Raw genomic sequence first — 19,862 nt, 5'->3', positions numbered from 1 at the left:
CGGTCTGCTCAGGGCAACAAAAAAGCCCCACCGGACTTCGCCGTGAGGCGAAGTCCTGGGAGCTGCGAAAGATAGATTACGTTCGCCCCTCTTTTCGTGCGCCATAACGCCGAGGCGGAGAGCGCGGCGTATCCAAGGCGCCCGCCCTCATGTCCCGGCATCGTCCCCGGCGCGCGAGAAACGCGATTACTTTTTCGCGGCCTTCGCAGGCGCTGCCTTCTTGGCAGGCGCTGCTTTCTTCACGGCTGCGGTAGATTTCGCAGCGGCGGCCTTGGCCGGAGCCTTGGCAGGTGCCGCCTTCTTCGCGGCGGGTTTCGCCGCAGCCTTGGCAGCAGGCTTCTTGGCAGGCGCCGCCTTCTTTGCCGGCGCAGCCTTGGCCTTGGCCGGTACTGCTTTCTTCACTGCCGGCTTGGCAGCGGCCTTCGCAACCGGCTTCTTAGCCGGTGCTGCCTTTGCCTTGGGCGCTGCCGCCTTCGGCTTGGCAGCAGGTGCTGCCTTCTTTACTGCAGTTGCCGCTTTCGCCGCCACTGCCTTTACTGGTGCTTTCTTTGCCGGTGCCTTGGATGCCGGCGCTTTGGATGACTGCTTAGCCATGCGATGCCCCTTGCGTTTGTGCCGTTGGCCGTTAGTGACCCGGCGAGCCTATTCATATCTGACTCGCGCGTGTCTAGCCAGCGAAGCATTACACTGAATTTTGCAGATTAAATTTCGGTTACACCGAGAGCATGTTCGCGATGATCGATAGCGAAATCGGCAAAGAATCTTCGCGCGTCACAGCGAACTTTTGCAGCAGAATTTCTGAGCGTCGCGACTCATGCGATCTTCTCGTCAAGCTCACAATCTCTTGCGGCGGCGCCGATCGCGCGTGGTCATCGGTGGCTTGGCAGATCACAAAAAACCATCGTATCGCATAGACTGATCTTGCTTCATTCAGACGACGACAAAAACGGCGCCAAAGTGAACGCGAGTTTTTTGCTCGTATATAATTTGAGATTGGCCCGACATGATGAAAGGCAATATTTGAAGGAGCGGCGCCCGCTCTGTTCTGCCTAACATCTCCGCCAGGAGAAGGGACCTGCCCAGCCTCGGTGCGGGGAGTTTCCCCGGCGGGCAAAGGGGCCCCAAGGATCGCGGCGATCCTTATCCTGCGAAGCCTCGCACCCCTTGGAATCCAAGGCTTGCAGCTCTACACCCCAACGGGCTCACGTATCATCTGCAGCCGACGCGCAGGCTCGGTCTGGTGGAGATGCACGGCAAACGTATCCCATGGCGGAGTGACGCCAATCTGCACCAGGATCCGCCCGATCTCACCGCGATGGTAGCCGCCGTGGGTGACGACATGGATCAGCATTTCCTGGCGCGACATCATTGCCTTGTCACCGTCGGTGAAGATCAAGGGCACAGGCTGTGACAGAAGTTTAGGCGACACGGCTTCGAGATAGTCGAGATACCAACGATCCATCGCCGCGACATCGGCGCCGAGTTCATCGAGCGCCGGCGTGTCCTCGGTGTTGTCTGACGCGTAGGCGTGACGCGTGCCGGAAAGATGCGCCGCGAATATCCTCGACACGATGAGGTTGTGGTTGAGCAGACGGATGGCTGCGTGACGCTCCTGCGGATGCGCCCGCTGGTCGAGACCCGCGAGCTTCTCCAGCAATTCGCCATTGGCCCAGGCTTGATAGACGAAGAGACTGCGAAGCAGATCCCGCGCGCTCATGGTCTGTATCCTTTCCGAAAAATGTGAGTATGTTGTCTATATTCTCGGCTGATGGAGCAAGCATGTCTACTCGCATTGCAAAGCCGCGCTCGCGCATGCGCAAGCAGCCGCGCCAGGCGCGTTCGCGCGCTACCGTCGAGGCGATCATCGAAGCCGGCGCTCATGTTCTGAGCACGCTCGGCTGGGCCGGCTTCACCACCAACAAGGTGGCCGACGCCGCCGGTGTCAGCATCGGCTCGCTCTATCAATATTTTCCCGACAAGCTGTCGCTGGTCGAGGCAATCCGTCGGCGACATTTCGATCAGGTGTTGTCGGTGATCGCCGAATCAGCAGAAGGCGACAAGCCGCTCAAGCGATTCGCGCAGGAGCTGGTGCGCGGCATGATCGATGCGCACAGCATCCATCCGACCCTGCATCAGGTGCTGCTCGACGAGGCGCCAGGTGATCGCGGCTCGCGCGCCGCTCATGCCTCGTTTCAGTCGCGCTATCTCGACCACTATACGGCGGCGGTAGCGCAGTATCGCCGGCGCAGGAAGGACAATGAGACTGTGGCCCGCGTACTCTCCTCGGCGGTCGAGGGCGTCATCCACAATGCCGGGCGGCGCGACATGCTCGATGCGCCGGAGTTGCAGAAGCAACTCGTCGAGCTGATCTGCGCTTATGTGTCGGGTTCCGGCCGCAGCGCATGAACAGAATAGCGCGATCGAGATCCCTCACCGCTCACGGCTGATAGCCAAGGCAGACGGCGCCAAGCGCGACGACGGCGCAGGCGCCGACGCGCCGCGGCGTCAGTTGCTCGCCGAGGAAGAGCCGACCGATGAAGGCGGCAAAGACAACGCTGGTTTCGCGGATGGCGGTGATGGGGCCGGCCGGGCCGAGTGCGAAAGCGGCGACCACGACGGCATAAGCAAGCAGCGCGAACAAGCCACCGGCGAGAGCCTTACGGGTTTCGGGCGCGCTGAAGTTGACGACGAGCCTGCCGCGCAGGACGATGAAGGTCGCCGGCAGCAAGGCGCCGTAGATCAGCAGCACCCAGGCGGTGTAGGCGCCGCTGTCGCCCGCCACGCGCACGCCGATGGCGTCGACCGTCGCGTAGGCCGCGATGATCGCGCCGGTCGCCAGCGCGTAAAAGATCGAGGTCGTCGATGCCCTGCCCCTGCCGAGCGACAGGCCCATGATGCCGCAGGCGACCAGCGTGACGCCGACGATCTCGGGCATTGTGAGCTGCTGGCCGGCCAGCACGAAACCGCCGAGTGTAACCAGCAGCGGCACGCTGCCGCGCACGATCGGATAGACCTGCCCCAGTTCGCCATAACGGTAGGCGGCGACCAGGAACACGCTGTAGCCGACCTGGAGGCCGGCCGAGAGCGCGACATAGGGCCAGGCGCCGGTCGCCGGAAGCGCATGGAAAAGCGCCATTGGAATGGCGATGAGCGTGCTCGAAAAGCTCATGACAGTGACAGTCCACAGCCTGTCGGCTCCCGTTCGCAGGAAGGCGTTCCAGCCGGCGTGCAGAATGGCCGCGAACAGCGCGAGCGCAATGACCGTCGCGCTCATTGCGCTGTACGCGCGCTGGCGATGACGGCATCGGCCGCCTTGCGGGCGCTATCGATGGCGGCTTCGGCCTCACCCATCTGCGCCATCAGTGTCGCGCCCTCGATCAGCATCAGCAGCGCCGCCGCAGCACCCTCAGCCTGCTTCGGCGGCATCACCGCCTCGAGGATCGCCTGCATGCGCCGCTTGAGGCCGTTCTTCTGCCTGATGACGGCCTGGAACACCGGATGGGTGGGATCGCCGAACTCGGCCAGTGCATGCGCGAACAGGCAGCCGTGGAAATCAGGACTGCCGAACCAGCGCTCGTGCCAGTCGAAGATTTTTCCGATCTTGCGCTCCGGCGTGGCGACCTCTTGCGCAAGCTGGTCGAGCTGACGCTCGAAACGGCGGGCGCGATAGTCGAGCACCTGGACGATCAGTTCGTCCTTGCTCGGAAAGTGGCGATACATCGTCATCTTCGCCACATCGGCCTCGGCAATGATGCGGTCGATGCCGGTGGCATGGAAGCCTGCGCGCTTAAAGAGAGTGTAGGCGGTTTCTACGACGTGCTGGCGTTTGTCGATCGCAGGCGATGGCGTCATGGTCTTCCACCAGTAGTGAGACAGGTCTGTCTCGTATTTATGAGACCGATCAAGCCGGCTGTCAACACGCCAAACGAAAACGCCTGCGGGTCTCGCCGCAGGCGTTAAAGGCGAAGAATGGTATTGCTCTCAGCGCAGGACGCGGCAGCGACCGTTGTAGACCATCCAGCGGTCGAAGCCCGAAACGCAGAATTCGACATTGTCGCCGATCGAGGCGAAACCCTGGCCTTCCTCGATCAGGTACCAGATGGTGCGGGCACGGCCATCGGAGAGGCTGACGGTGGCGCCGCAATAGCGGCGGCCGATCGGCCATTCCTCGCTTGCCGGCAGGTAGCGATGCTGGTGAATGCGCTGGAAATCGGTGATCGAGACATCAGGCAGATGCGGCACGTGATGCACCTGGTAGGAGAAGCGGCTGGAGATCTTGTTCAGCACCCAGGCCTGCCCGCAGACGCCGCTGTCCTCGTCGGAATAGACGGAAAGATCGGCGGCCTGCGCCGCCTGGGTGATGCCAAGGGGTGCGGCCAGCGGCGTGCAAAGCGAAATCAGGGCAGCAAGAGCGGATTTGGCAAAGCGAGTCATGGCAGCCTCTCAAAGGTCGATTGCGCGCACTCTGCGGATTCGGCGGCGCGCGGTCAAGCGGTTGCGCGGACGATGGTTTCCGGCAGCGGCCGGGTCCATCCACATCGCTTCCTAGATGTGGCCGTCAGGATCGGCCAGGCGGCGATTGTACACGAAGCCATAATCCTGCTGGGCATTGATGTCGGCCGTGCAGCCATGTTTCGCCGCCGCCTCGTTCATCGCACGACCGCCGCGCGGCTGTCGCAGGACACGGCAAGCATGACTTCGCTGGAGGTTGCGGCGCCCGCAGCGAAGCGTTGCTATTCCCCGGCCAGCCATTCCAGCGACCAGTGCGCCGGCTTTTCGACCGCCAGCAGTCTGTGCAGAGCCGGCAGCACGATGCGCAGGTCGCGCTCCAGCGTGAAGGGTGGGTTGACCACCACCATGCCGCTGCCGTCGAGGCTCGGCTCCCGCGACGCAGGCCGGATCTCGAACTCGATGTCGAGCAGCTTCGCGACGCCGGATTGCTTGAGCGCCTTGCGGAAGGCGATAATCGCCTTGCGGTCCTTGATCGGATACCACAGCGCATAGATGCCACCCGGCCAGCGCTTGTGCGCTCTTTGCATCCCGTCGACGAGGCGGTCGAATTCGCCGGCTTCCTCGAAGGGCGGATCGATAAGAACCAGCCCACGCTTTTCCTTCGGCGGCAGATGCGCGCCGAGGGCCAGCCAGCCATCGAGTTCGATCACCCTTGTCTGGAAATCGCCGGCAAACAGGGTCTTCAGCCTGGCGGCATCATCGCCATGCAGTTCGATCGCCGACAGCCGATCCTGCTTGCGCATGAGATGGCGGGCGATGAGTGGTGAGCCTGGATATTTCCCCACGCCACCATCGGGATTGAGCGAACGCACGGCTTCGAGATAGGGGGCAAGCAGCGCAGCCGCCGATTTGTCCAACGGGGCGTCGATCAGGCGGCCGATGCCGCCCTGCCATTCGCCGGTCTTTTGCGCTTCCGTCGACGACAGATCATAACGGCCAATGCCGGCATGAGTGTCGATGACACGGAACGCCTTGTCCTTCTGCTTCAAATATTCGAGCAGAAGGCTGAGCACGACATGCTTGACGACATCGGCGAAATTTCCGGCGTGATAGGCGTGACGGTAATTCATGCCGCGCTCATTTCGAGGAGCCTCTGCCCCAGCGCGGCGGCGGCGGCTTCGAGTTGGGGTTCTCCGGCCGGCTGCCGCCGAAACGCAACGATAGCAGGAAGCCGATCAGGCCGACGGCAATCAACCCATAGCCCACCGGCCGGGCGCGGCCGTCGATCTCGCCGGTACCGGCGCGCAGCACCAGGTCCACCGCCCGCATCGGGATATCATCGGCATCGCCCGGGCCGACGGTGAAGAGATAGGAGCCGGGGCTGACGGGCGCGATCACGCCGGCCTCGTCGCGAAAGATCTTGTCAGGCAGTTGCGGGCTGACCTGGCGCGGATTGTCTGAGTGGTTGAACTGCAGCGTCGAGGCCAGCACAGTCTTGCCACCGGTAGCCGCGGTCAACGTCAAGATAGTGCGCTGCTGCGAGACGATGCGCTCGGCCCGCGCCGTCAGGTCGACCAGCACCCTGACCGGCGCGTCGCCTGCCGAGAGCGTCACCGTCTCCGGTTTGAAGCGGCCCTGCTCGTAGACCCTGTAGCTGCCGATCTCATGGCCGGAGAAATTCGTCATCGCCCAGGGATAGACGACGCCGATGGCGATACCGGCGAGCAGGATCAGGAAGAAGAGAAAGCGCATTGAGAATAACCCGAGTGTTCGACCAGCTTGCCAATAGCGCTCCAAGGATCAAAAGGCGATGGCCTACGCAGCGAGCCTCGTCCGTCCAAGACAAAGATGATAGCCAAATGAATGTTTGTGCGGATTTGGCCAAGGCGAGCTGCCCGCCGTCGAACCGCATCGGGGCGTATCGAATGCTGAACGGCAACCAATAGCCGCATGGCGTCGCCCAGCGAACTCAGAAAGCAATCAACAGACATCAGGAGTGACGATTCCGCCGAAGCGGAGGCTTTGCGACGTCCGCAGGGGCGTGGCCGGGCAACGCTATGTCCAGGCGGTAGCGTGCGCAGTGCGTAAGGCGAAGGGGTGGAACATGGGTAGAACTGTCAACGTTCTGAAAGTCGAGTCCGGGAACAGCCGAAGGCGCGCCAACATCAATCGGGGCCGCGCCCTGGTTGCCGGCGGGGCAGGATTTCTCGGTTCGCATCTGTGCGAGCGTCTTTTGCTGGATGGATACGACGTTGTCGTGCTGGACAATAGTCGTCAGGCAACGGCGTCCCTGATGTAACGGCCCGCGAAATCTGGATTGGCCGGCGCCTTTCGGATGCTTGACACTACCTTGTGTTGGCGCTGTCGCGCAGCCGCTCCATCTCATCCAGCAGCATGTCGAGACCAAGCTCGAATGTCGCGTCGAATTCGGCGGTGCCGAAATAACGGCCCGCGGCCATGACATTGGGAAAATCGCGCGCCAGTTGCTCATCGCTGACCGTGCTGACCGCCGACGGCCCCCGGGCATAGCCTGATGTCTCGTCGAGGATGGCGCCCATAAGGTAGTATCCGGTAGTGCGGAACAACCGCGCTCCCAACTCGGTGCCAAAGCCGCCGGCTTCGAACAGACCGATGACGCTGTTTAGCCAGGCAAGGCAGGTTGGCGAATTCATCCGGTAGGTGACAAGGAACGGCGCGAAGGCCGGATGCTCGCGGCCGACGCGGCGGAAATCCTGCATGGCCATGCGCATCCTTTGCCGCCACGGCAGGCCGGCGTCAGGCATTTCGAGCGCGCCGATCAGCCGGTCGACCAGGGCTTCGTGCAGATGCGCCAGCGAGGGGAAGTGATGATAGATGCTCATCGCCTCGCAACCGAGCTCGGCAGCGAGCTTGCGCATCGAAAAGCCGGTCAGGCCCTCCCGCTCGATCACTTCGAAGGCGGCGTCCTCGATTATTTCACGGGACAGCCGGCCGCGTGCTCGCTTTTTTTTGATCGGTGAGTCCATGGCGTCGCTTGACAACTTACACTGTAAGGTTCACGTTCCATATCACCTTACATCGTAAGGCTAACAAACACCAGAGGAGAAAAACATGTCCGCTTATCGCACGCTTTCATCGACCCATTCCCTCGTTCGCTCCCTGCTCGCGGCCGCCGCTTGTACGCTGACCTTGACCCTGGCCGCCGCACCGGCCCAAGCCGACGACTATGACGCAACCATCCAGGACATCCAGTCGACCATGGGCGGCGTGCCGAGCTTCGTGAAGCAATTCCCTAGGGCTGGTCTGCCCGGCGCGTGGGCCGAGGTCAAGGCGATCGAGCTCAGCGACAAGACGGCGCTGCCGCCTAAGGTCAAGTCGCTGATCTCGCTGGCGGTGGCAGCCCAGATTCCGTGCACTTACTGCGTCTGGTCGGACACCCAGGACGCCAGGCGCGCCGGCGCGACTGACGAGGAGATTCAGGAGGCCGTGGCGATGGCGGCTCTGACCCGCCACTGGAGCACCATCTTCAACGGCATGCAGGTCGATTTCGATACGTTCAAGAAAGAGATGGGTGGGGAGTAGCGCCGATCTGGCCAGCACACAGCCGGCATGCGCGTAAGCAACGTGCCATGCCGGCGGCTTCGATGACGGCGTGCTTCGCCTCGCGCCAAGTGCATCGGGACGTTGTCAACACCGCCGATTTCGCGCAAGCCTAATTGAGAGAATCGCTATGGGCGTGCGGGGTTGATGCAGGTCTTCGATGGCAGGTAGCACCGTGCTGGTCACCGGGGCGCGGGCGCCGGTGGCGCTGCATCTGGCGCGGCTGCTGCACGGCGCCGGGCGGCGGGTGATCCTGGCCGACAGTCCGGCCCGGCCGATCGCCGCGGCGAGCACGGCATGCGCCGCCTACCATCGCCTGCCGCCGCCACGCTTTGCCGCTGATGCCTATGCAGGGGCCGTCGCATCTCTCGTCCGTACCGAAGGTGTGGAACTGGTCATCCCGACCTGCGAGGAGGTCTTCTATCTCGGCCGCCTGTGGCAGGATCGCGCCATGCCGGTCCGCCTGTTCGCGCCCGACATGGCGATGCTTTCCCGCGTCCACGACAAGCATGCGTTCATCCGGCTGGCGCAAAGCCTCGGCCTCGACGCGCCGGAGACGACGCTGCTGCAAAGCGATGCCGATCTCGAAAGCGTGCGCGGCCATTCGCGCGAGCAGGTGTTCAAGCCGGTGTGGTCGCGTTTCGCCCGTGACGTGCTGCTGCGGCCATCGCCGGGCGAACTCGACGCCGTCCGCCCCTCGCCCGCCGCCCCATGGGTGGCGCAGCGCTTCATCGCCGGCGACGAGATCAGTGCCTATGCAGTAGCGATTGAGGGCAAGCTCAAGGCACTGGCGTTCTACCGGTCACTCTATCGCGCCGGCAAAGGCGCCGGTATCTGCTTCGAGCCGGTCGAGGATGCGGCTGCCCGGCGCTTTGTCGAAATCTTCGTCGCCGGCACCGCTTGGACAGGCCAGATCTCCTTCGACCTGATGCGCGAGAAGGACGGCACGGTGCTGCCGCTGGAGTGCAATCCGCGCGCCGTGAGCGGCTTGCATCTCTTCCGCGATCCGCAGCGCTTTGCCGACGCTGTGCTGGACGACGGTCCGGAGGTGAAGCCTGATGTCGCCAAGCTGCAGACGGTGCGGCTGGCGATGTGGATCTACGGTCTGCCGGCGGCGCTGCGCTCCGGCGGTCTTGGCCGCTTCCGCCAAACTATGCGCGAGGCCGATGAGCTGCTCGATTGGCCGGGCGACCCCGCGCCCAGAAAAGCGCAATGGCGCGCACTAGCCGAGATCGCCGGCACCGCACTGCGCCAGCGCATCAGCCTGCAAGCCGCGTCGACGCGAGACATCGAGTGGAACGGGCCGCTTCAGGAGCAGCCGCGTTGAATCAAGGTCTTTCCGGTTCCTGCCTTCCGAGCGTGCAACCGCTGGTCAAGGCGCCTCGACGGGATGAACTGGCCTGGCGGAGAGTTGCAGGCCCAGTGCCCTGGTGACGCCCAGCAGCGTGCTGAGGCGTGGATCACCCTTTTCGCTCAGCGCCTTGTACAGCGCCTCCCGGGTAACGCCGGCTTCCTTGGCAACGGCTGTCATGCCGACAGAACGCGCTACATCGCCGAGAGCGTGCGTTATGAGTGCCGGATCACCATCCTCAAAAGCGGCTTCGATATAGGCAAAGCGGTCCGCCGGCGTCTTGAGGTGATCAAGAACATCGAAGCGGGTGGTTTTGAGGGGCATTGTCATATCTCCTTTGCCATCTGTTTCGCTTTGGCGATGTCGCGCTTCTGGGTGGACTTGTCGCCGCCGCAAAGAAGTATGATCACGGAGCTCCCAGCCTTCACGAAGTAGAGCCGGTAGCCGGGGCCGTGATCGATACGAAGTTCGCCAATGCCGTCAAAATACTTGGCGTCACCGATGTTGCCGATCTCGACCCGGCGGATGCGAGCAACGACCCGTAACCGCGCTGCAGCGTCGCGAAGGCCGTCGAGCCATCTGGTGAAATCGGCCGTCAGCCTGACTTCGATCATTCGTGAACTATAATTCACGAAGCAGACAAAATCAAGCGCTGTGAACTTTAGATTACAGCTCGATCTGATACACCCGCGGCTCCGCTGCCGCCGGCGGCATCTTGCCGTCCATGATCGCCGCTATGTCGCGGCGCAGGAAGTCGAGCGGGCCGATCGCCGGCTGGACTTGTGGCGGGATGCGGGCGTTGTCGCTGGCCGATTTCAGCACCCGGCGATCCTGCTGGAGCGCGAAGGCAAAGAGCGGCCGGAAGGCCAGCGCCTTGAGCTCGCCGAACAGGCCCTGACGTGGGCCGATGAGCCAGCCGACGCCTTCGACGGTCCGTTCGTCCGCCTGACGCAGATGGAAGGTGGTCGCCAGCGCTAGACCGCCCTTGCCCCAATATTCCAGTTCGACGATGCCCGGATGGCGATAACGGCCGATGGTCCTGGCGCGCTCGCCTTCCAGCAGCCGGCTGACCAGCCCCTGCTGGCGGTCCTCGCCGGTGTAACAGCTTTCGACCCAGCCCTCGCCGCCGGTCACCTCGACGCGCACGAGATGGCGCTTTGCGGTGAGACCACGCAGTACGCCCTTGTGGGTGAAGTGGGTGTGGGTGGCGTCGAGAATGTTCTCGGCCGCGTCGAGCACCGTCGATTGCGCCGAACTGCGCACCCGCTTCACCACGACATCCTTGCCCTGCATGCAGTGGAGATAGGGCTCGACTTCGGGCGTGCCTGACGAGACGAAGACGACGCCGTCGCGTTCGATCGCGGCGTAGCGGCGGACGCGATAGTGCGGGATATCACCGACATGGCCGGGAATGGCGGTGCATCGCCCTTCCCCATTGTAGCGCCAGCCATGGTAGGGGCATTCGATCTCACCGCCAATGACCTTGCCGGTCGACAGTTCGACCAGCCGGTGAGCACAGCGGTCGAACAGGGCAGTGATCCCTTGCGCCGAGCGGAACAGCACCAGCGGCGCGCCATCAACCAGGATGCGCTTCGGCTTGGCTTTGATATCGGCAGACCGCATCACCGCCTGCCAATGGTCTTTGTCTTTTTGCTGCCGTGCCTCGCTCAAAGTTCAAATCTCCTGAGCAGGGGAATGCCGATCTGCGCGAGCACAAATTCCATGATCCGCACTGCCATGCGTTGGCTGCGCGGCAGATGGCCGGCATAGACGGCGTTGTATTCCAACGTCGCCACGGCGCCGCGCAAGCGTTTGAAGGCGGCGGCACCGGCGCTCATGTTGAAGAACAGGCCATGCGCCGTGGCATCATCCTGCGCCAGCGCCATCATCATGCGGTAGAGCCCCTCACTCACCGGCAGGCCGGTGTCGTAGCCGACGATCGGCTGCGTCAGTGTCCTGCCGTTTTTCGACAGCGCGGCAACGGCGACCAGTTCACCGCCGGGACGGCGCAGACCCGCCAGCTTGAGGATGCCGCGACGGTGCATCTCGCTGATATAGCGAGCGGTGTAATGCGGGTTGAGCGGCGTGTATTTGTCGAGATAGAGCATGCGATAAAGCGCTTCGCTGCGCGCATAGTCAGCTTCGGCAAAGTCGGCATCGCCGACCATCTCGAACGGCGTCGTGCGCAGTCGCTTGCGGTCGCGCTTCATGTCATTGGTCGTGGCGGAACCACGGTCGGCGAAGATATAGATCTGCCGCGCCGCCAGCAGGCGAAACCCTTCCGCCTTCAGCGCCGCGATGGTCGAGCGATCGGCGATCTCGTTCAGCGAGCGGATGAGAACAGCGCGGTCGGGAAAACGCACCTTGAGATCGTCGCGGATCGCAGCGACCGTCTTGCGGTCGAGCAACGGCACCGGATTGGTGGAATAGAGCCAGTTGTTGACCTGCACCTGATGGTCGAGGCCGCTGGCCCTGACCAGCGGTGCGCATAGGCCGATCAGCATCCGGATCGCCTTTTGCAACAAGGGCGATGAGACGAAATTGCGGGTCTCGTCGATAGCATAGTCGATATAGGCGCTCGACGGGCAGCAGATGTAGCAATTCGGCGCTTCGCTTCTGTCGTTCAGCGTCAGCGGAAAGGAGCGGCCGGCGATCTCGAAAGCCTCGACGGCCACCGTCAAATTGCGGACGAGGTCGCGCACCGGCACGTCGTTGAAAAGCCGCACGAAGGCTTCGACCTCGCGCGGATTGTTCTCCACCCGGTCCGACTCATCGAGCGGGAATGCGCCAGGCCGGTTCACGGCCCAGCTCCCAGCCGGCATTCAACCCGGCGCAGCTTGCGGCCTGTCTCCAGCGGCAGGTCCTTACGCACAAGGCCGACCGAAGCCGTCGCCTGTCGCGCCGCCAGCAGCGTGCGCACGGCCTGATGCGCGGCGGCGGCGGCTTCGTCGGCAAGCTCGGGCGCAAGGCTGAGTTCGATCGCATCGGCAGCCGTCTGGATCAGGCGGAAATCGTCGATGCGCCGATCCGCGTCGAGCACCGCATTGCGCAATATGTCGGGGGTGACCAGGATCTGCCCGTGCGGCGATGCCAGCCGGAAGGCATCATCCATGCGTCCGACGATCTCATCCACCGTGCGCAGCGGCGAGCCGCAGCGGCATGGAGTTTCGGAGAGCCGCAACAGATCGTTCATCCGGTAGCGCGCCATGATCTGGGTCCGGCGGCGAAAGGCGGTGACCAGCGGCATGACCAGCCCGTCGCCCGCCGGTTCGAACTCGAAGAACACCGAATCCTCGGCCAGATGCAGCCCGCCCTCTCGGCACGTGACGGCGAACAGCCCTTCCGTCGCCATGTAGATCTGGTCCAGTGGCAGCCGGAAGAATGTTTCGATGACCGGGCGGTCGACCGGGTCGAGCGTTTCTGCTGCGCAAAAGACGCGTTGCGGCTTTAGCCGAAATTTCTCGGCAGCGAAGTGCCGCAACATTTTCGGCGGCGCAATGATCACCGTCGGCGCGAAATCCTCGAGTGCCGCACGCCAGCTCTCCGGCCCGCGCGTCAGGTCGAAGAAGCCGAGATCGATGCGCCGCGATTTGCGCGCGCTGTCGTAGAGCCCGGTGTTTTGCGGCAGGATCACCGCCACGCGCTGGCGCCGCCAGATGAGATCGGGCACGGCCTTGGCCAGGATCGTGCCCAGCCACCGATATTTTTCCGCTTCCGAAATGACGAATAGACCGCGATTGCCCGACGTGCCGGTGCTGGCGCCGACCGTCAGTTCGCCGATCCGGCCATCGCCGGCCTGCGCCTTCCAGGCTTCGGCGGCCGAGACGCCATGGATGTTGAAGCGCTCGAAACTGCCCATCACCATCGCCTTGTCGGTCACCGGCAAGTCGCCGAGATGGTACGGCGCCTTGCCGTAGAACCGCGCGCCCGGCAGGTCGCGGTCGAGAAAGCGGCGCAGGGCATGCGCCTGCCAGCGTTCGAAATTCTCGCGGCACTTGCGCGAGAGCCATTGCGTCAACACAAACGCACGAACCGCCTCGGCCCGCCCGTTCATGCGCCTTCTCCGGCAAGATCGTGGGACGTCAACGCCGGATCATGGCAAAGCATGACCTCGCCGCCGGTTGCCAGAAACCGTCGCAACGTCACGCTGGTCGGCTCGAGCGCGGCGGCGTCCTCGGCCAGCAGGGTTGCCGGCAGACCGGGCGTCCGGTTTTCGACCAGCGCTCTGATCAACCATTGCGCATCGACGGCGTAGAGCAGCGGCCGCTCCATGTTGGGAAACAGCAGTCCGAACTGGCCATCGGCATGGCCGGGCAGATCGACGGCGACAACGCTGCCGTCGCCGAACAGGTCGGCACCGCCGGGCACGCCGCCGTGCGGCTCGATTTGCCGCTTCGACGACAGCCCGTCGAGCCGTGCCTCGAAATCCGGCGGAAACAGTTCCTTGAACACGCCATGCCGCAGATTCTGCCGAGCTGTCTTGGCCTTAGCCCGCACCCAGGCGGCGTCATTGGCGATGAGGCGGGCATGGGGAAACAGCGACAGGCCCGACATGTGGTCGGCATGGAAATGCGTAACAATGACGGTGCGCACGTCCTGCAAAGACAGGCCGAAGCGCGTCAGCAGCGGCAGCGGCTGCTCGGCCTCGTTGAGCTCGGGCCGGAGGATCGCACTGTAAAGACGCAGCGCGGTGCTGCGCTCGCTCCCTTGAGTCACATGCGGCGTGTAACCGGTGTCGATCAGCACCGGACCCGACTGCGGATGCAGGATCAGCCCGTAGCGGACACGCAGCCTGACCTTCGCCCAGCTGCCGCCGCGCAAAATCAGGCGCTCGGCCGCGCTGACAGAGGCGCTGTTGGCGAAGACGATCTTCACGCCGACCCCCGATTTTCCGCCACCTTGCCGAAGGTGCGATCGAGCCCTTCCTCGAAGGACACTTTCGGCGCCCAGCCGAGGATGCGGCGGGCCTTGGCAATGTCGAGGCTCTGGGCGTAGGCGAACAGGCCAAGACCGTAGCACGTCACCGGCGGCTCGGGCCGGCCGGGCAGAAGTTCAGCCACCGTCTCCGCCAACCCGGCTGCCAGCATTGCGGGCAAAAGCGGCATTTTGCGCCAGCGTGGCTGTACACCGGCGCGGGCGCAGGCCACCTCGGCAATGCGCCGCACCGGCACCACCTCGCCGCCGGAAACGTTGAAGATCTGCCCCTCGGCAGTGCTGCCAACGGACAGGGCGGCAAGCACCGCATCGACCACGTCCTCGATATAAGTGAGATCGATACGCGCCTTGCCGTCGCGAAACAGCGGCAGCGGGCGCTGCCGCGCCACCTGCAGCAGGCGGGGCAGCAGCGTGCGGTCGCCCGGGCCGTAGAGGCCGCGAGGACGCAGCAGCACCGGGCCGATTTCAGGCGCGGCCAGAACGATTTCCTCAGCCTGTCGCTTGGTGCGGGCATAGTGGTTGACCGGAGGGGGCAGGCCGGCGTCCTCGCGGACGCCGAGCTGGTCGCGATAGGCAAAACAGACCGTAGGGCTGGAGATATGGACGAGGCGGCGTACGCCTTGCCGGCGGGCAAAATCGACGAGGTTGTGGGTTGCCACGACATTGGCCGTCTCGAAATCCGCCAGCCTGCCGAAGGGCGCCGAAAGGGCAGCGCAATGGACGATCGCATCGAGGGCTCCGAGATCGTGTTCGGCAGCGGCATCGAACGGTTTGGACAGATCAAGGCGAATGATCTCGTGACCGGCGGCTTCGAGCGCCGCACAACGCTCGGCATCGCGGCCAAGGCCGAGCGCCGGTGTGCCCATTGCCGCCAGCCGCGCCAGGACATGCGAGCCGAGGAAACCGCTGGCGCCGGTGACGAGCACGCGCCCCATGGTCAAGCTTCCAGCGCCATGCCGCCGAACGACACGCCGGCTGAGGTGCCGAGGAACAGCAATTTAGCGCCCGGCGCGACGCGGCGTTCGCGGCGTGCGACATCGAGCGCAAAGGGGATCGAAGCGGCGATCTGGTTGCCGTAGCGCGCCGCGATATCGATCAGCTTCTCCGGCACAAAGCCGGTCTGACGCGCCATGTGGGCGAGCGCGAACGGGCTCGCCTGATGCGGCACGACGACATCGACATCGTCCCGCCGCCAGCCGGCACGATCGAGCAATTCGGCAACGAAGCCGTTGAAATGGCGCGACGTGACGCGGAACAGTTCCTTGCCGTCCATGTGGAAGAGGCTGTGGTGGGCGAATTCCTCCGGCTGACGGTGAAAGTCGAAACGCGTGCCGCCGGAGCCGATGCTGCAGGCTTCATAGACTGAGGGATAGGTGCGCATCAGATTGGCCGCCACCCTGCCCTCGCCGGGCGCTGCCTGCTGCAGCACCGCGGCCGCCGCGCCATCACCAAACAAGGCCGCGATTTCCGGCTGATCCTGCCACGGCAGAGCGCGCGAGGCGATCTCGGACGAAAACACCAGCGCGGTGCGGCATTGCCCGGCCTCGATCAGCCGCGACGCCGTCTCGAAAGCGGTGAGGAAGCCGAGGCAGGTGCTGTTGACGTCGAAGGCGGCGGCCGATCCATCCGCCAGGCCGAGACGCTGCATGACCAACGGCGCGGTCGACGGCAGCGGCTGGTAAGGCACGCCGCAACCGCCGATCACCAGATCAACGCTGCTGGCATCGATGCCGGCATCGGTGAGTGCGAGGCGCGCCGCCGCACAGGCGAGATCGACCTGCGATTCGGCCTCGCAGACATAGCGCTCAATGACGCCGGTGGCAGCTTCGAGATGGCCATCGCCAAGCCCCAGCCGCGCGTCGAGACTGCGCGACGTCACGCATTGAGCCGGCACGGCTCGCCCGGTTCCGATGATCTTGACCCGCATTCTCAGCCCGCCGCGTGAGTTGCGCTGTTCGCAATCCTTAGATCGGATCGTTCGGAGATAACAGCGTCGTTTTCAAGACGGGCCGGCGCAACCCTCTAAGCTTTGCGCTCCCAGCGCCGGTCGGGCGTCTGCTGCCAATAGGTGACCGCGTGGCCGGCCTCTTTCAACGTCTTCCAATGCGTGCGGGCGCCTTCGACCTGGGCTGCGTCATGGCCGTCGAACAGGAACACGGCGCGCTCGTAGCCGGCGAGATCGGCGGGTGCTGCGCCATCGACGAGGAAGCGGATCTGCGCCTGGTTCGGATTGGCTTCGCTCGTGGTCAGGAGGATAGGCTGCTCGGCCGGATAGGCCTCGCGGTCGGTCGCATGGGCCAGGAACGAATCGTCCCGGAATGTCCACAGATGCTGGTCGAGCGCGTCGCGCCGCTCCTCGGTGCCGGTCTGCACCACGGCGCGCCAACCGCGATCGACGCTGCGCTCGAGCAGGCCGGGCAGCGCATCCTCCAGCGTCGATTCGGTCAGGTGGTAGAAAAGGACGTCGGCCATATCCGGCCCTATCCCTCGTAATTGTCGCGCACCAGGCGGTCGAGCAGCCTGACGCCGAAACCCGAGCCCCAGGACTGGTTGATCTCGCTCGGAGGCGAGCCCATCGCGGTGCCGGCGATGTCGAGATGCGCCCACGGCGTTTCCTTGACGAAGCGCTGCAGGAACTGCGCGGCGATGATGGCGCCGCCATAGCGGCCGCCAATGTTCTTCATGTCAGCGCTCTTGGAATCGATCAGCTTGTCGTATTCGGGCCCAAGCGGCATGCGCCACAGCCGCTCCTGCGTCGCCTGGCCGGCCGTCGTCAACCTGTCCGACAGTTCGTCATTGTTGGAGAACAGGCCGGCATAGTGCTGGCCAAGCGCGACCATGATGGCGCCCGTCAGCGTCGCCAGATTGACCATGAATTTCGGCTGGAAGCGGTCGTTGCAGTACCATAGCGCATCGGCCAGCACGAGGCGGCCTTCGGCATCGGTGTTGAGCACCTCGATGGTCTGGCCCGACATCGAGGTGACGATGTCGCCCGGGCGCTGGGCGTGGCCGTCGACGGCATTCTCCACCAGCCCGATGATGCCGACGACATTGGCCTTTGCCTTGCGCGCCGCCAACGCCTGCATGAGCCCTGTGACTGCGGCAGCACCGCCCATATCGCCTTTCATGTCTTCCATGCCGGAAGCCGGCTTCATGGAATTGCCGCCGGTGTCGAAGGTGACGCCCTTGCCGACGAAGGCGACCGGTGCATCCTTGGCCTTGCCGCCTTTCCATTGCATGACAGCCATGCGGGCGCCGCGCGGCGAGCCTTGCGCGACACCGAGCAGCGAGCCCATGCCGAGCTTCTTCATTTCCTTCTCGGTGAGGATTTCGACCTCGACGCCGAGGGCTTCCAGTTCCTTGGCGCGGGCGGCGAATTCTACCGGGCCGAGCGCATTGGCGGGTTCGTTGACTAGGTCGCGCGCGAGAAGCACGCCGTCGATCACCGCCACTTCGTCGGCGAAGGCCTTTTTCGCGGCGGCCGGATCGGCGGTGTGGATGGTGACCTTGACCCGTTTCTTCGGCTCGGCCTCGTCCTTGTCCTTCCTAGTCTTGTATTTGTCGAAGGCGTAGCTGCGCAGGACGATGCCGGCAGCCAGGTTCGCCGCTTGCTTACCGCCAATTTTTGCGCCCGGCACATCGAGAATGATGGCCACTTCGGTCGCCTTGCGCAGGGACGCCGCAATGGTGCCGCCAAGCTTCAGCCAGGCAAAGTCATCGACACCGGCAACCTTGCCGGCGCCGATCGCCACCAGCCGGTCGAGCGATGTCCCCTGCGGCGCCAGCACTTCGACGACACCGGCAAATTTTCCGGAAAAGTCCGCCACCGGAAACGCCCGCGCCAGCGTTCCATCCGGATCGCAGGCCTTTGCCGGCTCGCCAAGACCGCCATCGTCGGCCGCCAGCACGAAGACGCTGCCCTTTTTAGGCGCGGCAAATTTGGCGAAGGCGATCAATGGTCTCAAAGTCATCAGGTCCTGCTTTCGGAAACGGCTCAGATTTTCAGGGAGAATGCGTTTTCAGGGAAGATGCGCGACATTTGGTCGTTTTCCTTCATTTGGCAAGACTTTGCCGGAATCGGGCCCCATATGCGCTGTGGAATCGATGACGATTCGTCGCGGCACGGCCCCGCTCTCCCGCCGCAACCTGTTGTTAACCATCGATGTTCTCCCTTTCTTATCCATTGCCGCCGACACTCCGGCCCGCGGGACGGGCGATGTGGGACGGGAAACGGATCGATCCGCCTGAAGGAAATGGCCAAACACACCCAGTTGTACAGGCGCAGTCGGACGACTACCTTGTCTGCGGGCATGATGCCGTTCGGCAAATCGAGAAAAGCCTTACATGAAGGTCGTTGAACGCTACATCATGCGTCGCGCGCTGGCGGTGTTTCTCGCTGCGCTGATCTGGACGCTGGCCATTGTCTGGACGACGCAGGTGCTCGCCCGCATCGATCTCGTTACCGACAGCGGCCAGTCGGCGCTGACCTTCTTCGAGGTCGCGGCCCTCATCATCCCCACGATTATCCCGATCGTGGTGCCGTTCGCCCTGGTGGTGGCGGTGGCCCAGACGCTCAGCGTCATGAATTCCGATTCCGAGCTGGCCGTCATCAACGCCGCCGGCGCCTCGCGCTGGACGATCGTGCGGCCGGTCTTGCTGATCGCTCTGGCGGCCAGCGTTTTTTCCTTCGCCGTCGACAATGGCGTCGAACCCTATGCCAGGCAGAAGAACCGCCAGCTGATCGCATCCTCGCGCGCCGATCTTTTGTCGCTGATCATCCAGGAAGGCACATTCCGCAAGATCGACGACGGGCTGTTCCTGCAGGTCGGCGAGCGGCTGCCGGACAACCGGCTTGGCGGCATCTTCGTCGCCGATTCGCGCGAGGAAGGCGCCAATCTGATCTACTATGCCAAGAGCGGCAGCGTCGTCGAAAAGGGTGACGAGAAGGTGCTGATGATGAATGACGGCGTCATTCATCGCAAGACGCTGACCGGCGACCTGTCGGTCATCCGCTTCACCTCCTACGCCTTCGATCTGTCCGCCTTCATGTCGGCGGCCAACGATATCCTGCTCCTGCCCAAGGACCGAACGACGCAGTATCTGCTCAACCCGGACCCCAACGACAAGATCTTCCAGCGCAGGCCCGGCGCCTACAAGGCCGAGCTCGACCAGCGCTTTTCCGAATGGTCGTACGCGCTGGTGTTCGCGCTGATCGCGTTGGCCGTGGCAGGCGATGCGCGCTCACACCGCGAGGCGCGCATCCATCCGCTGATCACAGCCATTGCCATTGCGCTGTTCGTGCGCTGGCTGGGCTTTTTTGCCGCCGGGAAAGCCGACAAGATCCCGCAATATACCTACATGGTCTATGGCGTGCCGATCGTCGCCTCGGCGATCGCCATCTGGTTCATCGTCACCTCACGAAGCATGGAACTGCCCGGCAGCTGGGCCGACTGGCTGACGAATTTCGCCGGCCGCGTCAGTGATGGCTGGACGGCGCTGAAGCTGCGCCTCACCCGGCGCTACACATCCGGCCAGGGAGCCTGAC

At 63.9% G+C, this 19,862-nt stretch carries 23 protein-coding genes; 5 read left to right on the top strand and 18 right to left on the bottom strand.

The genetic code is table 11. The annotated features are described in order from the left end of the window. Positions 1-186: 186 nt before the first annotated feature. Complete coding sequence (locus tag AC04SH_RS22025; protein WP_488576617.1) at positions 187-594, bottom strand: hypothetical protein; 408 nt, start codon at positions 592-594, stop codon at positions 187-189. 592 nt (positions 595-1,186) lie between these two features. After that, on the bottom strand, positions 1,187-1,717 hold the full coding sequence (locus tag AC04SH_RS22020; RefSeq protein ID WP_488576616.1) for a DinB family protein: 531 nt from the start codon (positions 1,715-1,717) through the stop codon (positions 1,187-1,189). Between the two features lie 62 nt (positions 1,718-1,779). Between AC04SH_RS22020 and AC04SH_RS22015 the strand changes: the two genes are divergently transcribed. Next, positions 1,780-2,406, top strand: a complete 627-nt coding sequence (locus AC04SH_RS22015; RefSeq protein ID WP_488576615.1) for a TetR/AcrR family transcriptional regulator — start codon at positions 1,780-1,782, stop codon at positions 2,404-2,406. 31 nt (positions 2,407-2,437) lie between these two features. Here AC04SH_RS22015 and AC04SH_RS22010 read toward each other — a convergent pair whose 3' ends face one another. The 5 genes from AC04SH_RS22010 to AC04SH_RS21990 form a co-directional block, all read right to left on the bottom strand. After that, entirely contained in the window at positions 2,438-3,274 is an 837-nt protein-coding gene (locus tag AC04SH_RS22010) for an EamA family transporter (protein WP_488576614.1), read from the bottom strand. Then, entirely contained in the window at positions 3,271-3,852 is a 582-nt protein-coding gene (locus tag AC04SH_RS22005) for a TetR/AcrR family transcriptional regulator (RefSeq protein ID WP_488576613.1), read from the bottom strand. Before AC04SH_RS22005 ends, AC04SH_RS22010 begins: the two co-directional genes overlap by 4 nt. 129 nt (positions 3,853-3,981) lie before the next feature. After that, entirely contained in the window at positions 3,982-4,434 is a 453-nt protein-coding gene (locus AC04SH_RS22000) for a hypothetical protein (RefSeq protein ID WP_454577135.1), read from the bottom strand. A gap of 299 nt (positions 4,435-4,733) precedes the next feature. Then, a complete protein-coding gene (locus tag AC04SH_RS21995) occupies positions 4,734-5,582 on the bottom strand; it encodes a 23S rRNA (adenine(2030)-N(6))-methyltransferase RlmJ (RefSeq protein WP_488576612.1) in 849 nt (282 codons plus the stop codon). Positions 5,583-5,589: 7 nt separating this feature from the next. Next, positions 5,590-6,204 (bottom strand): hypothetical protein, encoded by a 615-nt coding sequence (locus AC04SH_RS21990; RefSeq protein WP_488576611.1) that lies wholly within the window; start codon positions 6,202-6,204, stop codon positions 5,590-5,592. Between the two features lie 352 nt (positions 6,205-6,556). On the opposite strand from AC04SH_RS21990, the gene AC04SH_RS21985 reads away from it, so the two are divergent. Next, positions 6,557-6,751 (top strand): NAD-dependent epimerase/dehydratase family protein, encoded by a 195-nt coding sequence (locus AC04SH_RS21985; RefSeq protein ID WP_488576610.1) that lies wholly within the window; start codon positions 6,557-6,559, stop codon positions 6,749-6,751. Between the two features lie 46 nt (positions 6,752-6,797). Here AC04SH_RS21985 and AC04SH_RS21980 read toward each other — a convergent pair whose 3' ends face one another. Further along, the gene (locus AC04SH_RS21980) at positions 6,798-7,457 is read right to left on the bottom strand and encodes a TetR/AcrR family transcriptional regulator (protein WP_488576609.1); all 660 of its coding nucleotides are present in this window, start codon (positions 7,455-7,457) and stop codon (positions 6,798-6,800) included. Between the two features lie 85 nt (positions 7,458-7,542). On the opposite strand from AC04SH_RS21980, the gene AC04SH_RS21975 reads away from it, so the two are divergent. Continuing rightward, positions 7,543-8,013, top strand: coding sequence for a carboxymuconolactone decarboxylase family protein (locus AC04SH_RS21975; RefSeq protein WP_488576608.1), 471 nt, complete (start codon positions 7,543-7,545; stop codon positions 8,011-8,013). A 178-nt stretch (positions 8,014-8,191) separates the two neighbouring features. Continuing rightward, positions 8,192-9,358, top strand: coding sequence for an ATP-grasp domain-containing protein (locus AC04SH_RS21970; protein WP_488576607.1), 1,167 nt, complete (start codon positions 8,192-8,194; stop codon positions 9,356-9,358). A 45-nt stretch (positions 9,359-9,403) separates the two neighbouring features. On the opposite strand, the gene AC04SH_RS21965 is transcribed toward AC04SH_RS21970, so the two are convergent. From AC04SH_RS21965 to AC04SH_RS21920, 10 genes are all read right to left on the bottom strand, one after another. Beyond that, positions 9,404-9,706, bottom strand: coding sequence for an addiction module antidote protein (locus AC04SH_RS21965; RefSeq protein WP_477234909.1), 303 nt, complete (start codon positions 9,704-9,706; stop codon positions 9,404-9,406). Between the two features lie 2 nt (positions 9,707-9,708). Continuing rightward, positions 9,709-9,996 carry a type II toxin-antitoxin system RelE/ParE family toxin gene (locus AC04SH_RS21960; protein ID WP_352557993.1) on the bottom strand — a complete coding sequence of 96 codons (288 nt, stop codon included), beginning with the start codon at positions 9,994-9,996 and terminating at the stop codon, positions 9,709-9,711. Positions 9,997-10,048: 52 nt separating this feature from the next. Continuing rightward, complete coding sequence (locus AC04SH_RS21955; RefSeq protein WP_488576606.1) at positions 10,049-11,053, bottom strand: Rieske 2Fe-2S domain-containing protein; 1,005 nt, start codon at positions 11,051-11,053, stop codon at positions 10,049-10,051. Then, complete coding sequence (locus AC04SH_RS21950) at positions 11,050-12,183, bottom strand: GNAT family N-acetyltransferase (protein WP_488576605.1); 1,134 nt, start codon at positions 12,181-12,183, stop codon at positions 11,050-11,052. The genes AC04SH_RS21955 and AC04SH_RS21950 overlap by 4 nt, the downstream gene beginning before the upstream one ends. Further along, complete coding sequence (locus AC04SH_RS21945; protein WP_488576604.1) at positions 12,180-13,436, bottom strand: F390 synthetase-related protein; 1,257 nt, start codon at positions 13,434-13,436, stop codon at positions 12,180-12,182. The genes AC04SH_RS21950 and AC04SH_RS21945 overlap by 4 nt, the downstream gene beginning before the upstream one ends. Next, the gene (locus AC04SH_RS21940) at positions 13,433-14,257 is read right to left on the bottom strand and encodes an MBL fold metallo-hydrolase (RefSeq protein ID WP_488576603.1); all 825 of its coding nucleotides are present in this window, start codon (positions 14,255-14,257) and stop codon (positions 13,433-13,435) included. Before AC04SH_RS21940 ends, AC04SH_RS21945 begins: the two co-directional genes overlap by 4 nt. Next, on the bottom strand, positions 14,254-15,252 hold the full coding sequence (locus AC04SH_RS21935; RefSeq protein ID WP_488576602.1) for an NAD-dependent epimerase/dehydratase family protein: 999 nt from the start codon (positions 15,250-15,252) through the stop codon (positions 14,254-14,256). The genes AC04SH_RS21940 and AC04SH_RS21935 overlap by 4 nt, the downstream gene beginning before the upstream one ends. Before the next feature lie 2 nt (positions 15,253-15,254). Beyond that, complete coding sequence (locus AC04SH_RS21930) at positions 15,255-16,244, bottom strand: 3-oxoacyl-[acyl-carrier-protein] synthase III C-terminal domain-containing protein (protein WP_488576601.1); 990 nt, start codon at positions 16,242-16,244, stop codon at positions 15,255-15,257. A 95-nt stretch (positions 16,245-16,339) separates the two neighbouring features. After that, the gene (locus tag AC04SH_RS21925) at positions 16,340-16,789 is read right to left on the bottom strand and encodes a DNA polymerase III subunit chi (RefSeq protein ID WP_112397329.1); all 450 of its coding nucleotides are present in this window, start codon (positions 16,787-16,789) and stop codon (positions 16,340-16,342) included. Between the two features lie 8 nt (positions 16,790-16,797). Next, positions 16,798-18,288: a leucyl aminopeptidase gene (locus AC04SH_RS21920; protein WP_488576600.1), complete on the bottom strand. Its 1,491-nt coding sequence runs from the start codon at positions 18,286-18,288 to the stop codon at positions 16,798-16,800. Positions 18,289-18,661: 373 nt separating this feature from the next. Here AC04SH_RS21920 and lptF point away from each other — a divergent pair, with 373 nt between their 5' ends. Continuing rightward, complete coding sequence (lptF, locus tag AC04SH_RS21915; RefSeq protein ID WP_488576599.1) at positions 18,662-19,861, top strand: LPS export ABC transporter permease LptF; 1,200 nt, start codon at positions 18,662-18,664, stop codon at positions 19,859-19,861. The last annotated feature ends 1 nt before the right edge of the window (position 19,862 follow it).

It is taken from the genome of Mesorhizobium sp. CNPSo 4688, from assembly GCF_057784295.1.
Note: the sequence above shows the minus strand (reverse complement) of the source record. Positions and strands in the feature narration are given on the sequence as shown.

Excerpts from the sequence above, each read along its gene's own strand:
- AC04SH_RS21965 (WP_477234909.1), bottom strand. The coding sequence starts at position 9,706 with ATGCCCCTCAAAACCACCCGCTTCGATGTTCTTGATCACCTCAAGACG.
- AC04SH_RS21925 (WP_112397329.1), bottom strand. The coding sequence starts at position 16,789 with ATGGCCGACGTCCTTTTCTACCACCTGACCGAATCGACGCTGGAGGAT.
- AC04SH_RS22000 (WP_454577135.1), bottom strand. The coding sequence starts at position 4,434 with ATGACTCGCTTTGCCAAATCCGCTCTTGCTGCCCTGATTTCGCTTTGC.
- AC04SH_RS22010 (WP_488576614.1), bottom strand. The coding sequence starts at position 3,274 with ATGAGCGCGACGGTCATTGCGCTCGCGCTGTTCGCGGCCATTCTGCAC.
- AC04SH_RS21945 (WP_488576604.1), bottom strand. The coding sequence starts at position 13,436 with ATGAACGGGCGGGCCGAGGCGGTTCGTGCGTTTGTGTTGACGCAATGG.
- AC04SH_RS21960 (WP_352557993.1), bottom strand. The coding sequence starts at position 9,996 with ATGATCGAAGTCAGGCTGACGGCCGATTTCACCAGATGGCTCGACGGC.
- AC04SH_RS21970 (WP_488576607.1), top strand. The coding sequence starts at position 8,192 with ATGGCAGGTAGCACCGTGCTGGTCACCGGGGCGCGGGCGCCGGTGGCG.
- AC04SH_RS21930 (WP_488576601.1), bottom strand. The coding sequence starts at position 16,244 with ATGCGGGTCAAGATCATCGGAACCGGGCGAGCCGTGCCGGCTCAATGC.
- AC04SH_RS21920 (WP_488576600.1), bottom strand. The coding sequence starts at position 18,288 with ATGACTTTGAGACCATTGATCGCCTTCGCCAAATTTGCCGCGCCTAAA.
- AC04SH_RS21985 (WP_488576610.1), top strand. The coding sequence starts at position 6,557 with ATGGGTAGAACTGTCAACGTTCTGAAAGTCGAGTCCGGGAACAGCCGA.
- AC04SH_RS21980 (WP_488576609.1), bottom strand. The coding sequence starts at position 7,457 with ATGGACTCACCGATCAAAAAAAAGCGAGCACGCGGCCGGCTGTCCCGT.
- AC04SH_RS21990 (WP_488576611.1), bottom strand. The coding sequence starts at position 6,204 with ATGCGCTTTCTCTTCTTCCTGATCCTGCTCGCCGGTATCGCCATCGGC.
- AC04SH_RS21975 (WP_488576608.1), top strand. The coding sequence starts at position 7,543 with ATGTCCGCTTATCGCACGCTTTCATCGACCCATTCCCTCGTTCGCTCC.
- AC04SH_RS22020 (WP_488576616.1), bottom strand. The coding sequence starts at position 1,717 with ATGAGCGCGCGGGATCTGCTTCGCAGTCTCTTCGTCTATCAAGCCTGG.
- AC04SH_RS22025 (WP_488576617.1), bottom strand. The coding sequence starts at position 594 with ATGGCTAAGCAGTCATCCAAAGCGCCGGCATCCAAGGCACCGGCAAAG.
- AC04SH_RS21995 (WP_488576612.1), bottom strand. The coding sequence starts at position 5,582 with ATGAATTACCGTCACGCCTATCACGCCGGAAATTTCGCCGATGTCGTC.
- AC04SH_RS21935 (WP_488576602.1), bottom strand. The coding sequence starts at position 15,252 with ATGGGGCGCGTGCTCGTCACCGGCGCCAGCGGTTTCCTCGGCTCGCAT.
- AC04SH_RS22005 (WP_488576613.1), bottom strand. The coding sequence starts at position 3,852 with ATGACGCCATCGCCTGCGATCGACAAACGCCAGCACGTCGTAGAAACC.
- AC04SH_RS22015 (WP_488576615.1), top strand. The coding sequence starts at position 1,780 with ATGTCTACTCGCATTGCAAAGCCGCGCTCGCGCATGCGCAAGCAGCCG.
- lptF (WP_488576599.1), top strand. The coding sequence starts at position 18,662 with ATGAAGGTCGTTGAACGCTACATCATGCGTCGCGCGCTGGCGGTGTTT.